Here is a 13,192-nt window from a genome sequence, read left to right as displayed (position 1 = left end):
CACACCTCACTTCAGCGTTTCGAGCGTCTGGACGGCCAGCTTCGCGACGTTCGTCGCCATGTCGCACAGCTGCTGCTGGGTGAACGAGCGGTCGTCGGGCGCCATCTGGGCGCGCAGCGTCTGGCCCTGGGCGACGCCGACGAGCGTCTCGCAATCCTGGATTCCCTCGCTGGGCGCGTAGTTCACCAGCGCGGGGAACCCGGGCACCGCGACGGGCTGCTGCACCATGCTGGCCCGCCGGTGCGCGCCGGTGCGCCAGTCCTCGATGTCGGCGTTGCCGATGACCTCGAGGTAGTACGTGTACGTCGGCGGCCTGGCGTCGACGTCGAAGGCGCAGGTCGGGCCGTCGCGCTGGCTGTCTTCCGGCAGCCTGCGGGGCGCGCCGTTCTCGCCGAGCTGGTCCAGCTGGGCGGACGTGAGCAGGGCGCACGGGTCGGCGTCCCGCAGCGGCAGCTCGCGTTGCCGGGCGGGCAGTTCGGGCGGCTCGCTGCTCGGCCGCGTCGCGGGCCCGGCGACACCGGACACGGTCGACGTGCAGCCGGACACCACGAGCGCGGCCGCGACGACCGTCCTAGGCAGGGCCGGCACCGCGGTCCCCCAGCGCGATGACCTTCTCCTCCTCACCGGCCTGGTAGGCCTGCGCGGCCTGCCGGAGCTGCGCGGCCAGGTCACGCAGGTTGCGGACGTAGGCCTGCACGCGCGCCGCGTAGGAGTCCTCGCCGCGGGCCACCAGCCGGTTCCACGCGTCGGTGGCGGTGGTGCTGATGACGTCCTCGGCAGGCGCGGTGATGTTGAGGTCGATCAGCTTCTGCCGGATGCGGTCGTCGAGCGCGTCGGCCTGCTCGTTGACGACCTGCGCGACCAGCAACACCTTGTCCGGGTCGACCCGCAGGTCGTGGGGCACCGATGGCACGGTCGCGCCGAGGGCGCCGAGCGTGGGTGCGAGACCCTGGCCGGCGCCGCGCAGGTCGTCCTCTGCCACAACTCACTCCCCGGGTACGGACGGTAACCGACCAGTTCCGGTAGGAAGGCTACCAACCCAGGTGTCAGCTCGGGCCGGAATTCGCCGAAGCACCCGGCACGATGATCTCGCCGCGAGCGGCCTTCAGCCCGATGTCGGTGCGGTGGTGCGAACCGGACAGGTGCACCTTCCCGACCCGCTCGTAGGCCTGGGCGCGGGCCGCGTCGAGGTCCTCGCCGACGCCGACCACGGACAGCACCCGGCCACCGTGGGAGACCACGGCGCCGTCGTCGCGGCGGCGGGTGCCCGCGTGCAGCACGCCCTCGGCCTCGGCGCCGGTGATCACGTCGCCCGCGCGCGGCACGCCGGGGTAGCCGTCGGCGGCGATCACGACGGTGACCGCGGAGCCGGGGTGCCACTCCAGCGGCGGGTGCTCGGCGAGGGTGCCGGTCGCCGTCGCGTGCAGCAGCCCGGCCAGCGGGGTGGCCAGCAGCGCGAGCACGACCTGCGTCTCCGGGTCGCCGAAGCGGCAGTTGAACTCGATGACCTGCGGGCCGTCGGAGGTGATCGCGAGGCCCGCGTAGAGCAGGCCGGAGAACTCGGCGCCGCGGGCGGCCATCTCGTCGACCACCGGCTGGACGATGCCGCGCACGATGTCGTCGACGAGGCCCGCGGGCGCCCACGGCAGCGGCGCGTACGCGCCCATGCCGCCGGTGTTGGGGCCGGTGTCGCCGTCGCCGACGCGCTTGAAGTCCTGCGCGGGCAGCAGCGGCACCACGGTGCGGCCGTCGACCAGGCAGAACAGCGACACCTCCGGCCCGTCGAGGAACGACTCCAGCAGCACCGGGTGGCCGCCGTCGAGCAGCTTCATCGCGTGCGCGCGCGCCGCGTCGCGGTCCGGGGTGACGACCACGCCCTTGCCCGCGGCCAGCCCGTCGTCCTTGACCACCCAGGTCGGACCGAAGCGGGACAGCGCCTCGTCGAGTTTGGCCGGGTTGTCCACGATCTCGCTGCGCGCTGTCGGCACCTTCGCGGTGGCCATCACGTCCTTGGCGAACGCCTTCGAGCCCTCGATGCGGGCCGCGGCCGCGGACGGGCCGAAGACCGGGATGCCGGCCTTGCGGACGGCGTCGGCCGCGCCGGCGACCAGCGGCACCTCGGGCCCGATCACCACGAGGTCGGCTTGCCAGCGCTTCGCCAGCTCGGCGACCGCGGCCGGGGCGGCCACATCGACACCGAGCTGCTCGGCCAGCGCCGCGGTGCCGGCGTTGCCGGGCGCGCAGGCCAGCGCGGTGACAGCCGGGTCGTGGGACGCGGCGAGGAGCAGGGCATGTTCGCGGGCACCGGACCCGATCACAAGGACACGCACAGGTCAGAGCGTAGCTGCGACGCGCTGCGTCTCCGTTGAGGGTGGTGGCGGGCGACGGGCGGGGCTCGATGGTGGGCTGCGGCACGTGCCGTTTACCCGCCCGCCAGGCGAGCGACCCCCGGATGTGTCGCGGTCGTAGCACTCGCCGGTGAGAGTGGCGCGGAGATCCCTTTCGTCCCCCAGGAGGTTCCGTGCGGAGAAGACTCGCCGCCCTGGCGTTGTCCGGCCTGTTCCTGGTCGGCGCCGCCGGCGGCACCAGTGCGAGCCAAGCCGCCCCGGCTGACAAGGAGCGTGCCGAACCAGTGGTCGTCGGACACCGGGGCGCGCCCGGCTACCGGCCGGAGCACACGCTGGCCTCCTACGAGCTGGCCTACCGCCAGGGCGCCGACTGGGTCGACGTCGACCTCGTGCCCACCAAGGACGGTCAGCTCGTCGCCCGGCACGAGAACGAGATCGGCGGCACGACCGACGTCGCCGCCCACCCCGAGTTCGCGAACCGGAAGACCACCAAGGTCATCGACGGTGTCACGCTGACCGGCTGGTTCACCGAGGACTTCACGCTCGCCGAGCTGAAGACCCTGCGCGCCACCGAGCGCATCCCGGACATCCGCCCGGACAACAAGATCTACAACGGCCGCTGGCAGATCGCGACGTACCAGGAGGTGCTGGACCTCACCAAGCGCCTCGGCCGCGAGCTGCACCGCACGCTGGGCACCTACCCGGAGATCAAGCACTCCACCTACTTCGCCTCGATCGGCAACCCGACCGAGCCGAAGCTGGTCGACCTCCTCAACCGCAACGGCCTGAACAAGCGCAACGCGCCGGTGATCATCCAGTCGTTCGAGGTGGCCAACCTCAAGGCGCTGAGCAAGCAGGTGAAGGTGCCGCTGGTGCAGCTCACCTCGGCCAGCGGCGCGCCCGCGGACTTCGTCGCGAGCGGCGACAAGCGCACCTACGCCGACCTGGTCACGCCGGCCGGGCTCAAGGAGATCTCCACCTACGCCGACTACCTCGGCCCGGAGAAGGCGCAGATCATCCCGCGCACCGCGGCGGGCGCGCTCGGCACGCCGACCTCGCTGGTGAAGGACGCGCACGACGCGGGCCTGAAAGTCGTGCCCTACACCTTCCGCAACGAGAACAGCTTCCTGCCTGCCAACCTGCGCTCGTCGGCCGACCCGTCGGCGTGGGGCAACGTGTTCGCCGAGCTGGACGCGTTCCTCGCCACCGGCATCGACGGCCTGTTCGCCGACCAGCCGGACACCGCGCTGGTCGCCGTCCGGTCCTGAGTGGACGACGCGGGCACGGCCACGCGCCGTGCCCGCGTTTTCGCTTTCCGCTGAAGTGATCCCGACCACTCGAAAAGTCTTCGCGTCATAGCCTGTCGCCCGGCTAGTCTCAGGGTGGACTGAGGGGGACTTGCGCTTTTTCTTCGGGGTTTCCTCCTGCGGTCGGCCCTGCCCGCTCGTAGACCTTGGACGGTCCACTTCATGACCACTGCTTCGGAACCAAGACCCGCGGACGCCGGCAAACTCGACAGCGCGGTACTGAAGGTCGCCGCCGTCGTCGTGCTCGGCAGCGTGATGGCCATCCTCGACACCACCGTCGTCAACGTCGCGCTCCAGGCGCTGACGCTGGAGTTCGAGACCTCGTTCGACACGATCCAGTGGATCGCGACCGGGTACATGCTGGCGCTGGCCACGGTCATCCCGGTCACCGGCTGGGCGTGCGACCGGTTCGGCACCAAGCGCCTCTACATGCTGGCGATCACGTTCTTCCTGGTCGGCTCCGCGCTGGCCGGGGCTGCGTGGGACATCGAGTCGCTGATCGTGTTCCGGGTCCTGCAGGGCCTCGGCGGCGGCATGCTGATGCCCGCGGGCATGACGATCCTGACCAAGACCGCGGGCCCGCACCGCGTCGGCCGCGTGATGGCCGTGCTCGGCGTGCCGATGCTGCTCGGCCCGATCGGCGGCCCGATCCTGGGCGGCTGGCTGGTCGACTCGGTGAGCTGGCGCTGGATCTTCTACATCAACGTGCCGATCGGCGTCGTCGCGATCCTGCTGGCGTGGCGGCTGCTGCCGAAGGACGAGCCGCGCCCGGCCGAGAAGTTCGACTTCGCGGGCATGGTGATGCTGTCGCCGGGTCTCGCGGCGCTGATCTACGGCGTGTCGAACATCCCGTACCACGGCGGCGTCGGCGCGACCAACGTGTGGCTGCCGGGGATCATCGGGATCGTGCTGATCGCGGCCTTCATCGTGCGGGCGCTGAAGGTCGCCAACCCGCTGGTCGACCTGACCCTGTTCCGCAACCGGACGTTCAGCATCGCGATGGTGACCATGACCCTGTTCATGATCGCGTTCCTCGGGTCGATGCTGATCCTGCCGACCTACTTCGTCCTGGTGCGCGGCGAAAGCGCGCTGCAGGCCGGTTTGCTGCTGGCGCCGCAGGGCATCGGCGCGATGATCACTATGCCGATCGCGGGCAAGCTGGTCGACAAGATCGGGGCGGGCAAGGTCGTGCTGCCCGGGATCGTGCTGATCATCGCGAGCGTCGCGGTGTTCACGCAGGTCGGCGCCGACACGTCCTACCTGCTGCTGATGGGCGCGCTGTTCGTGATGGGGCTCGGCATGGGCATGAGCATGATGCCGATCAGCACCGCGGCGCTGCAGACGCTGACGCAGCGCACGGTGGCGCGCGCCTCGACGGCGATGAACATCGTGCAGCAGACGGCCGGTGCCGTGGGGTCGGCCATCGTGTCGATCATCCTGGCCAGCCTGCTCGCCGGGAAGTTCGGCGTGGCGACGAGCGAGGGCCAGCTCGCCGCCACGGCCGCGCTGATGAACCCGGCGACGCACGACGCCGCGGCGGTGGCCAGCGCGGACGCCTTCGCGTCGACGTTCACCTGGACGCTGGTGCTGGTGGCGCTGTGCCTGATCCCGGCGCTGTTCCTGCCGAAGAAGCCGGCGCTGCCGCCGGAGGAGGACGCCGCCGAGGGCGCCCCGCCCGCAGTGATGATGCACTGACGTTCCTTCGGAAGGGCCCGGGCTCGATTGCCCGGGCCCTTTTTCGGGTAGCCGCCGCGAGTTCCACGCTCACGCCCGCGAGTTCCGTGCCCGGCCCGGCGGGTTCCGCACTCACGCGCGCGAGTCCCGCGCTCGCGCCGCCGCGGCTCTTCACTCACCGGGCGGAGCGCGGCTCGCTGGGTAAGCATCTACCCCATGGAGCTCCTGACCTTGATGGGCGTGCTCGCCGGCGCGCTCGGTCTCACCGCGATCGCCCGGCGGTTCAACCTGTCGGCGCCCCTGCTGGTCGTCGTGGCGGCGCTGGCCGTGTCGTTCATCCCGGGCGTGCCGTGGGTGCAGATGGAGCCGGAACTCATCCTCACCCTGGTCCTGCCGCCGCTGCTCTACTCCACCGCGCGGGAGAGCTCGTTCGCCCAGTTCAAGGCCGCCGCCCGGCCGATCATCGGGCTCGGGGTGGTCCTCGTCGTCGTCACGGCGCTCGTCGTCGGGTTCGTCGTGCACCTGCTGCTGCCGGACCTGCCGCTCGCCTCGGCGTTCGTGCTGGGCGCGGTCGTCGCGCCGCCGGACGCCGTCACCGCCGCCGCGATCGGGCGCCGCCAGCGCCTCCCGCGACGGCTGATGACCGTCCTCACCGGGGAGAGCCTGGTCAACGACGCCGCCGCGCTGACGCTGTACAAGATCGGTCTCGCGGCGGTCCTCGGTGCGGCGGGGTCGCTCGGCCACGGGTTCCTGGTGTTCCTCGTCGCCGCCGTGCTCGGGATCGGCGTCGGCCTCGCGGCGGCGGTGCTCGTCTCCTACATCCGGCGCAAGCTCGATGATCCGCTGATGGAGTCGGTCTTCGGCATCATCGTGCCGTTCGCCGTGTACGTCGTCGCCGAGCACCTGCACCCGTTCTCCAAGGACTTCAGCGGCTCGGGCGTGCTCGCGGTGGTCGCGGCCGGGTTGTACCTCGGCGACCGGTCGCTGTACGCGGGCTCGGCGACGCGGGTGCAGGACTCGTCGATCTGGGCGACGCTGGACGTGCTGCTCGAAGCGCTCGTGTTCGCGTTGATGGGCCTGCAACTGCCGTTCGTGCTGGAGAGCGCCAACGAGAACGCGCGCGGCAACTGGCAGCTCTTCGCCTCGGCGATCGCCATCCTCGCGGTCACGATCGCCATCCGGATCCCGTACGTGTTCCTCAACGCCTACCTGCCGCACGCCCTCCGGCTGTTCGGCCGGGAACGAGAACGGCCGCCGACGCGGAACCTGCTCGTGTTGTCCTGGGCGGGCATGCGCGGCGTGGTGACGCTCGCCGCGGCGGCCGGTGTGCCGCTGTCGACCCACGCCGGCCAGCCGTTCCCGGGCCGGGACGAGATCCAGCTGTTCGCGTTCGTCGTCGCGATCGGGACCGTGCTGATCCAGGGGCTCACGCTGCCCGCGGTGATCCGCAAGCTCGGCGTGCACGACAAGGACGACGCCGAGCAGGACGCGGAGGAGGAGATGGCGGCCCGCGAGGCGGCGATGCACGCGGCCGTGGCCCGGCTCGACGAGCTGGCCCCCGAACTGTGCCAGCGGCTCGACATCCCGCCGGAGAAAGCCGACCGCCTGGTCAACCGGTTGCGGGCGCTGGTCGAGACCCGCTACCGGGGCGCCGTCGCGGCGATCTCGCTCAGCGCCGAGGAACGCGAGTCCAGCCCGCACGCCGCGTTCGTGCAGGCGCGCCGCGAACTGCTGCTTGTCCAGCGCGAGACGATGCTGGGGCAGCGGGCCGAGGGCAAGCTCGACGACGAGGTGCTGCGCAAGGTCCTGCGCGAACTCGACCTCGAAGAGCTCGCCCTGTCGGACACCCTCACGGCACGGCTGTCGTGATCTCGTCGACCAGCCACCGCGCGGCGCCCGGCGGGTACGGCGCCCGCAGGCTCAGCACGATGTGCTCCATCCCCGTAACGGCCAGCCGCCGCACGAGATCCCGTGAGCTCGCCGGGGCGTCGTAGGACACGATCAGCTGCACGGACCGCTGGATCTCGCGTGGATCGCGGCCGATCTCCGCGCAGTGCCGGTCGAGGACCCGGTTTCGCTCGGCGACGAACTCGACGGTGTTGTGCGGCGGCCCCGGGATGTTCCATGCGTCCGCGTGTTCGGCGACCAGCCGCGGCATCCGGGTGCCCCAGCCGCCGATCAGCAGCGGCGGTCCCGGGCGCTGCACCGGCTTCGGTTCGTTCCGAGTGCCGGTCAGCGTGTAGTACCGCCCGTCGAAGTCGAAGCGGTCCCGCGTCCACATCAGCTTGGGGATCTCGATGCTCTCCGCGAGCCGGCCGAGGCCCTCGGCGGGCGGCACGAGGGTGAGGCCGTATGCGGCGTACTCCGCGATGGCCGGGCTTTCGCGGGGAATCCCGCCCGCCCCGGCCGGCTGGTGCGTGCCGCCCGCGCCCAGGCCGACGACCAGCCGGCCGCGGGAAACGACGTCCAGCGTGCTGGTGATCTTGCCGAGCATCGCATGGTGGCGGTGCCGGTTGCTGGACACCAGCAGGCCCAGCCGCAGCCGCTCGGTCTGCGCGGCCAGGGCGGTGAGCAGGGTCCAGCCCTCGTGGACCGGACCGTCCGCGGGCCCGGCGAGTGGCAGGAGGTGGTCCCAGAGCCAGGCGTCCTCGATCTGCGGCAGGCGGTCGGCTTCCTGCCAGACCCGCAGGATCTCGTCGTAGGTGACGTGCATAGGGGTGGTTTTCAATCCGAAGCGCGCATCGTCAAGCTAGCAGATGATCAGGAGAGCTGACGATCAGTTTTCAGATAGGCTGCGCGCATGGCGGGTGAACCTCCCGACGTGCTGACCGGGCGGCTCGGCTATCTCCTCAAGCACACGCAGCTGGCGTTGACCGCGGCGGTCGCGCGTGCGCTCGAACCGTTCGGGCTCGACGGCCGTGAGCTGGCGGTGCTGGCCGTGCTGGCGGCCGAGTACCCGCTGTCCCAGCTCGCCGCCGCCGAGCGGCTCGGCGTCGACCGCACCACGATGGTCGCGCTGGTGGATGTGCTGGAGGACAAGGGTTTCGTCGAGCGGCGCCGCAGTCAGGAGGACCGGCGGAAGAACATCGTCGAGCTGACCGGCCTCGGCCGGGAGACCCTCGACAAGGCCGAGCGCGCGCGGGGCGACGCCGAACGGGAGTTCCTCGCCCCGCTCGGCAAGGCTGGCGCCGATCGCCTGGTCGGCGACCTGCGCGCCCTCCTCACTGCGGATCGGCGATCCTGATCGGCAGGTCGCGTCACTTCCCGGACAGTTCCCCCAGCAACCGCCAGGTGCGCCGCTGGTCCTCGGCGCTGCCCAGGTCGGTCTGGGTGAACACCACCTCGGTGGCCCCGGCGTCGAAGTAGCGCCGGACCTCGGCCGCGACGGTCTCCTCGTCGCCGACGACCGCCAGCTCACCGGCCCGCGACGCGCCCTCCAGGCCGATGACCCGCTGGTAGGACGGGATCCGCTCGTAGAACGCGAGCTGCTCGACGGCGTTGGCCCGCACCTGCTCGACGTCGGAGGTGACCACGCCGGCCACGAAGGCGATGACGCGTGGCTGCCCGCTCGCGGCGGCGGTGATGGCCGGGACGATCTCACCGGCCAGCACCTTCGGCCCGGCCAGGTAGGGCAGGGTGCCGTCGGCGAGTTCCCCGGTGGCGCGCAGCGCCTGCGGCCCCATCGCGGCGACCAGCAGCGGCACCGGGTCCGCGCCGGGAACCGTGGCCGGCAGCGGCGGCACGGCGGTGAGCACTTCGCCGCGGAAGTCGGCGGTGCCGGTGGTGAACAGCTCGCGCAGCACGGTCAGGAACTCGCGCAGCCGGGCCACCGGACGCTCGTAGGTGAGGCCGAAACTGCCTTCCAGCAGGTTTTTCGCGCCCAGCGCCAGCCCGAGCCGGAACCGCCCGTGCGTGGCGGCCTGCGCGGTCTGGGCCGGCTGGAGACCAGCAGCGGGTGCCGTCCGAAGATCGGGATGGCCGACGTGCCGACCGACAACTCCGGCACCTCGCGCCCGACCACGGTCGCCAGCGCGGCCGCGTCGTAGTCGAACCGCTGCCCGAACCACACCGACTTCAGCCCGTCGGCCGCCACCTGCTTCGCCTGGGCCACGACCGCGTCGACGTAGTTGGTCGTGTCCGCGGTGGCCAGCGCCACTCCGATGCTCATGATCACCGGCAACGGCGGCCGGGTGGCGCGGATTCCGCATCCCAGCTCGTGGGAGCCCTCGCGGCGGGCGGGGCGCTCCCGTCACTGTGAGGACCATGTCGCTCACCGATGTCATCGAGGGAACCCGCCAGGCCGTCTCGGCCGATCCCGCCAACGCCGCTGTCTCGTTCACCGTCGACCACCAGCTGGTCACCGGAACCCAGGTCGACGTGAAGGTGCGGGACCACGCCTTCCGCGTCGACGAACCGGCGCCGCTGGGCGGCACGGACACCGCCGCCAACCCGGTCGAGTACGCGCTGGCCGCGCTCGGCTCGTGCCAGGTGATCACGTACCAGTTCTGGGCCGCGAAGCTGGGCGTGCCGCTGACCTCGGTGAAGGTCACCGTCGAGGGCGATCTCGACCTACACGGCTTCTTCGGGTTCAACGAGACGCGCCCCGGCTTCACCGACGTGCGGGTGACGGTCGACCTGGACGGCCCGGCGAGCCGCGAGGCCTACGAGGACCTCAAGCGCCAGGTCGACGAGCATTGCCCTGTTCTGGACCTCTTCCGCAACCCGACGCCGACGAAGACCGCCCTGGCCTAGACGAATTCGTGGCGGACGATGGTCTGTTCGCGGCCCGGGCCGACGCCGATGGCCGAGACCCGGGCCTGCGACAGCTCCTCGATCCGCTCCACGTAGGCGCGCGCGTTCGCCGGCAGCTCCTCGAACGTCCGGCAGTGCGAGATGTCCTCCCACCAGCCGGGCAGCTCCTCGTAGATCGGCACGGCGTGGTGCACGTCCGTCTGCGTCATCGGCATGTCCTCGGTGCGGAAGCCGTCCACCTCGTACCCGACGCAGATCGGCACCCGCTCCAGGCCGGACAGCACGTCGAGCTTGGTGAGGAAGTAGTCGGTGATCCCGTTGACCCGCGTGGCGTACCGGGCGATCACCGCGTCGAACCAGCCGGTGCGGCGCGACCGCCCGGTGGTGACGCCGAACTCGCCGCCCGCCTTGCGCAGGTGCTCGCCCATCGCGTCGTTCAGCTCGGTCGGGAACGGGCCCGACCCGACGCGCGTGGTGTAGGCCTTGAGGATGCCGAGCACGGTGCCGATGCGGCCCGGCCCGATGCCCGACCCGGCGCTCGCGCCACCCGCGGTCGGGTTCGACGACGTCACGAACGGGTAGGTGCCGTGGTCGACGTCGAGCAGCGTGCCCTGCGACCCCTCCAGCAGCACCGTCTCGCCCTTCTCCAGGGCCTTGTTCAGCTGCAGCCGCGTGTCGGCGATGCGGTGCGCGAACTTCTCGCCCGCGGCCAGCACCTCGTCGGCCACCTGGTCGGCGTCGAGCGCTTTGCGGTTGTAGACCTTGACCAGCACCTGGTTTTTGAACTCCAGGGCCGCCTCGACCTTCTGGCGGAAGATCTTCTCGTCGAGCAGGTCCTGCACGCGGACGCCGACGCGGGCGATCTTGTCCTGGTAGCACGGGCCGATGCCGCGGCCGGTGGTGCCGATCTTGCGGCTGCCGAGGTAACGCTCGGTGACCTTATCGATCGCCACGTGGTACGGCATGATCAGGTGCGCGTCGGCGGAGAGCAGCAGGCGGCTGGTGTCCACGCCGCGCTTCTCCAGGCCGTCCAGCTCGTCGAGCAGCACGCCCGGGTCGACGACCACGCCGTTGCCGATCACGTTGGTCACGCCCGGCGTGAGGATCCCGGACGGGATGAGGTGCAGGGCGAAGTTCTCCCCGTTGGGGAGCACGACCGTGTGACCGGCGTTGTTGCCGCCCTGGTAGCGGACGACCCACTGGACGCGGTCGCCGAGCAGGTCGGTGGCCTTGCCCTTGCCTTCATCGCCCCACTGGGCACCGATGAGCACGATGGCCGGCATGTGACACTCCAGGTATTCGGCAACAGGAAATTCAGCGCAGGCAAATGCCGGTGCATGAGCGTAACGGAGGACCCGGTGGCGCGGGGAACGGTGCTGGCTTGCGGGTCTGGTTCGTCACTCCTTCGCAACGAGCCGGGGGTGCGGGAAGTGCCCGCGCGCCCCGGGCGGAACGACGTGGATCCCCTGCTAGAGGGCACTTCCGGGGAGCCGTTGATCGTCGTCGGCACGGATGCGGACCTCGCCGCGGTCGTGGTGCGGATCATGCGGAAGAGCCGGTTGGGGGACACGCCGGTGGGCTACGTGCCGACCGATCCGGGCTCGCCTGCGGCGCGGCTGTGGGGGCTGCCGGCGGACCCGTCGGAGGCGCTCGCACTAGCCCGGAAGGGTGAGCCGCGGGCGCGGGTGCTCGTGCGCGACGACAGCGGCGGAGTCCTGGTGGGTGAAGCAGCGGTGGGTCCGGTCACCGGCGAGGCTTACTGTGATGACACGGTCGCGTTCCGTGGCTCGGCGCGGTCGTTCGTGGTCCGGCCCGGCGGGGAGGGCGTCGATGTACGGGTGACCCGGGGGCTGTTCCGGCGGGTCACCGAGGTGTCCGGGCGGGCTTGCCAGCTGGGCTGCCACCCGGCGGAACTGGTGCAGAACGGGGTGCCGCACCCGCGGCCGGTGACGCGCTGGACCTGGTACCGGCACACCGAGGACCTGCTCGCGATCACTGATAGTTAACCTACTGTCGTCGGTAAATCACCCACAGGTATTGCTTTCGTCATCTTCATGTTCGACCTTCGGAGGGTCCTCACCGATCACCCGGAGGCGGCACCATGCGCATCGCCCGAAACTCGCTGATCGTCCTCGGCCTCTCGGCCCTGTTCACCACCGGCCTCGCGACCGGCACCGCGGTCGCCGAGCCGCCGAACATCCCGTCCGAGACCACCGCCCGCTCCGAGCTGGCGGCGCTGACCGTCCAGGCGGACGGCACGTCCACCGGCTACTCGCGCGACAAGTTCCCGCACTGGGACGACCAGGGCGGCAGCTGCAACACCCGCGAGGTCGTGCTGAAGCGGGACGGCACGAACGTCGTGACCGATTCCAGTTGCGCCGCCACGTCGGGCACGTGGAAAAGCCCGTACGACGGCGCCACCTGGACGGCCGCTTCCGACGTCGACATCGACCACGTCGTGCCGCTGGCCGCCGCGTGGCGGACCGGCGCGTCGGCATGGACCACCGCCAAGCGCGAGGCGTTCGCCAACGACCTGACCAACCCGCAGCTGATCGCCGTCACCGACAACGTCAACCAGGCAAAGGGCGACAAGTCGCCGGACGAGTGGAAGCCTCCGCTCACCGGCTACTGGTGCACCTACGCGAAGATGTGGATCGACGTGAAGTACGAGTGGCAGCTGACGATCGACAGCGCGGAGAAGGCGGCGCTGACGGAGATGCTGGACCGCTGCTGAGGCAAGGGATTCGCAGTCGGTTTCTCGTTGACCGGGCCGCATGGCCCTTGTGGATCCAAGCCGCGGGCCCTCGCTGATCCGGGCGGCGGGGCCGAAGATCGCGGCCCACCGCGCCGGGGGTAGGGCGGTGCTTCGGTACCGCGGTGGGCAGCGTCCCGGGCGCGGGATGGTCTGGGGGTGGTGAATGCTGGGTAGGCTGGCTCCGGAACTGCAACCGGGACGTTCACGCCCGGGGCCGGTGGCAGGCCGCCGCCCGCTGGTACCCGAGCGGCGGCCTGTGCCCCATCAGCACCCAGCGGCCTGCCGTGCCGGGTCGCCCCACCGCGCGCCCGCCGGCGACTGCGCCGGCCGGCTCACCGCGCCGGGCAGCCCGCGGT

The 13,192-nt window shown here is 71.2% G+C and carries 13 protein-coding genes; 7 read left to right on the top strand and 6 right to left on the bottom strand.

The window, feature by feature from the left end; all coding sequences use genetic code 11:
- Positions 1 to 6 precede the first annotated feature (6 nt).
- The 3 genes from AMETH_RS34305 to purD all read right to left on the bottom strand — a co-directional run bounded on the left by AMETH_RS34305 (position 7) and on the right by purD (position 2,330).
- The gene (locus AMETH_RS34305; RefSeq protein ID WP_017985722.1) at positions 7 to 588 is read right to left on the bottom strand and encodes a DUF3558 domain-containing protein; all 582 of its coding nucleotides are present in this window, start codon (positions 586 to 588) and stop codon (positions 7 to 9) included.
- Complete coding sequence (locus tag AMETH_RS34300) at positions 572 to 982, bottom strand: type VII secretion target (protein WP_017985721.1); 411 nt, start codon at positions 980 to 982, stop codon at positions 572 to 574. The genes AMETH_RS34305 and AMETH_RS34300 overlap by 17 nt, the downstream gene beginning before the upstream one ends.
- Positions 983 to 1,046: 64 nt before the next feature.
- Entirely contained in the window at positions 1,047 to 2,330 is a 1,284-nt protein-coding gene (purD, locus tag AMETH_RS34295) for a phosphoribosylamine--glycine ligase (protein WP_017985720.1), read from the bottom strand.
- A 218-nt stretch (positions 2,331 to 2,548) separates the two neighbouring features.
- Here purD and AMETH_RS34290 point away from each other — a divergent pair, with 218 nt between their 5' ends.
- The 3 genes from AMETH_RS34290 to AMETH_RS34280 all read left to right on the top strand — a co-directional run bounded on the left by AMETH_RS34290 (position 2,549) and on the right by AMETH_RS34280 (position 7,198).
- Positions 2,549 to 3,616 carry a glycerophosphodiester phosphodiesterase gene (locus AMETH_RS34290; protein ID WP_017985719.1) on the top strand — a complete coding sequence of 356 codons (1,068 nt, stop codon included), beginning with the start codon at positions 2,549 to 2,551 and terminating at the stop codon, positions 3,614 to 3,616.
- 201 nt (positions 3,617 to 3,817) lie between these two features.
- On the top strand, positions 3,818 to 5,350 hold the full coding sequence (locus AMETH_RS34285) for a DHA2 family efflux MFS transporter permease subunit (RefSeq protein ID WP_017985718.1): 1,533 nt from the start codon (positions 3,818 to 3,820) through the stop codon (positions 5,348 to 5,350).
- 195 nt (positions 5,351 to 5,545) lie between these two features.
- Complete coding sequence (locus AMETH_RS34280) at positions 5,546 to 7,198, top strand: Na+/H+ antiporter (protein ID WP_017985717.1); 1,653 nt, start codon at positions 5,546 to 5,548, stop codon at positions 7,196 to 7,198.
- Here AMETH_RS34280 and AMETH_RS34275 read toward each other — a convergent pair.
- The gene (locus AMETH_RS34275) at positions 7,179 to 8,042 is read right to left on the bottom strand and encodes an LLM class flavin-dependent oxidoreductase (RefSeq protein WP_017985716.1); all 864 of its coding nucleotides are present in this window, start codon (positions 8,040 to 8,042) and stop codon (positions 7,179 to 7,181) included. The genes AMETH_RS34280 and AMETH_RS34275 overlap by 20 nt on opposite strands.
- A gap of 87 nt (positions 8,043 to 8,129) precedes the next feature.
- Between AMETH_RS34275 and AMETH_RS34270 the strand changes: the two genes are divergently transcribed.
- Positions 8,130 to 8,573, top strand: coding sequence for a MarR family winged helix-turn-helix transcriptional regulator (locus tag AMETH_RS34270; protein WP_017985715.1), 444 nt, complete (start codon positions 8,130 to 8,132; stop codon positions 8,571 to 8,573).
- 13 nt (positions 8,574 to 8,586) lie between these two features.
- Here AMETH_RS34270 and AMETH_RS34265 read toward each other — a convergent pair whose 3' ends face one another.
- Positions 8,587 to 9,537 carry a TIGR03564 family F420-dependent LLM class oxidoreductase gene (locus AMETH_RS34265; RefSeq protein ID WP_323806975.1) on the bottom strand — a complete coding sequence of 317 codons (951 nt, stop codon included), beginning with the start codon at positions 9,535 to 9,537 and terminating at the stop codon, positions 8,587 to 8,589.
- Between the two features lie 55 nt (positions 9,538 to 9,592).
- Here AMETH_RS34265 and AMETH_RS34260 point away from each other — a divergent pair, with 55 nt between their 5' ends.
- A complete protein-coding gene (locus tag AMETH_RS34260; protein ID WP_017985714.1) occupies positions 9,593 to 10,081 on the top strand; it encodes an OsmC family protein in 489 nt (162 codons plus the stop codon).
- Here the strand turns inward: AMETH_RS34260 and AMETH_RS34255 are convergent.
- The gene (locus AMETH_RS34255; protein WP_017985713.1) at positions 10,078 to 11,364 is read right to left on the bottom strand and encodes an adenylosuccinate synthase; all 1,287 of its coding nucleotides are present in this window, start codon (positions 11,362 to 11,364) and stop codon (positions 10,078 to 10,080) included. The genes AMETH_RS34260 and AMETH_RS34255 overlap by 4 nt on opposite strands.
- 54 nt (positions 11,365 to 11,418) lie before the next feature.
- Here AMETH_RS34255 and AMETH_RS34250 point away from each other — a divergent pair, with 54 nt between their 5' ends.
- Positions 11,419 to 12,087 carry a hypothetical protein gene (locus AMETH_RS34250; protein ID WP_038532591.1) on the top strand — a complete coding sequence of 223 codons (669 nt, stop codon included), beginning with the start codon at positions 11,419 to 11,421 and terminating at the stop codon, positions 12,085 to 12,087.
- 95 nt (positions 12,088 to 12,182) lie between these two features.
- Positions 12,183 to 12,815, top strand: a complete 633-nt coding sequence (locus AMETH_RS34245; RefSeq protein ID WP_017985711.1) for an HNH endonuclease family protein — start codon at positions 12,183 to 12,185, stop codon at positions 12,813 to 12,815.
- Positions 12,816 to 13,192 lie beyond the last annotated feature (377 nt).

The sequence above is a fragment of the Amycolatopsis methanolica 239 genome (genome assembly GCF_000739085.1).
Taxonomy (GTDB): domain Bacteria; phylum Actinomycetota; class Actinomycetes; order Mycobacteriales; family Pseudonocardiaceae; genus Amycolatopsis_E; species Amycolatopsis_E methanolica.
This window is presented reverse-complemented; position numbering and strand designations above follow the sequence as displayed.

Bases quoted from the DNA above. Each gene is read 5' to 3' on its own strand.
- AMETH_RS34285 (WP_017985718.1), top strand. From the start codon at position 3,818: ATGACCACTGCTTCGGAACCAAGACCCGCGGACGCCGGCAAACTCGAC.
- AMETH_RS34260 (WP_017985714.1), top strand. From the start codon at position 9,593: ATGTCGCTCACCGATGTCATCGAGGGAACCCGCCAGGCCGTCTCGGCC.
- AMETH_RS34280 (WP_017985717.1), top strand. From the start codon at position 5,546: ATGGAGCTCCTGACCTTGATGGGCGTGCTCGCCGGCGCGCTCGGTCTC.
- AMETH_RS34270 (WP_017985715.1), top strand. From the start codon at position 8,130: ATGGCGGGTGAACCTCCCGACGTGCTGACCGGGCGGCTCGGCTATCTC.
- AMETH_RS34275 (WP_017985716.1), bottom strand. From the start codon at position 8,042: ATGCACGTCACCTACGACGAGATCCTGCGGGTCTGGCAGGAAGCCGAC.
- AMETH_RS34250 (WP_038532591.1), top strand. From the start codon at position 11,419: ATGAGCGTAACGGAGGACCCGGTGGCGCGGGGAACGGTGCTGGCTTGC.
- AMETH_RS34245 (WP_017985711.1), top strand. From the start codon at position 12,183: ATGCGCATCGCCCGAAACTCGCTGATCGTCCTCGGCCTCTCGGCCCTG.
- AMETH_RS34265 (WP_323806975.1), bottom strand. From the start codon at position 9,537: ATGCGGAATCCGCGCCACCCGGCCGCCGTTGCCGGTGATCATGAGCAT.
- AMETH_RS34255 (WP_017985713.1), bottom strand. From the start codon at position 11,364: ATGCCGGCCATCGTGCTCATCGGTGCCCAGTGGGGCGATGAAGGCAAG.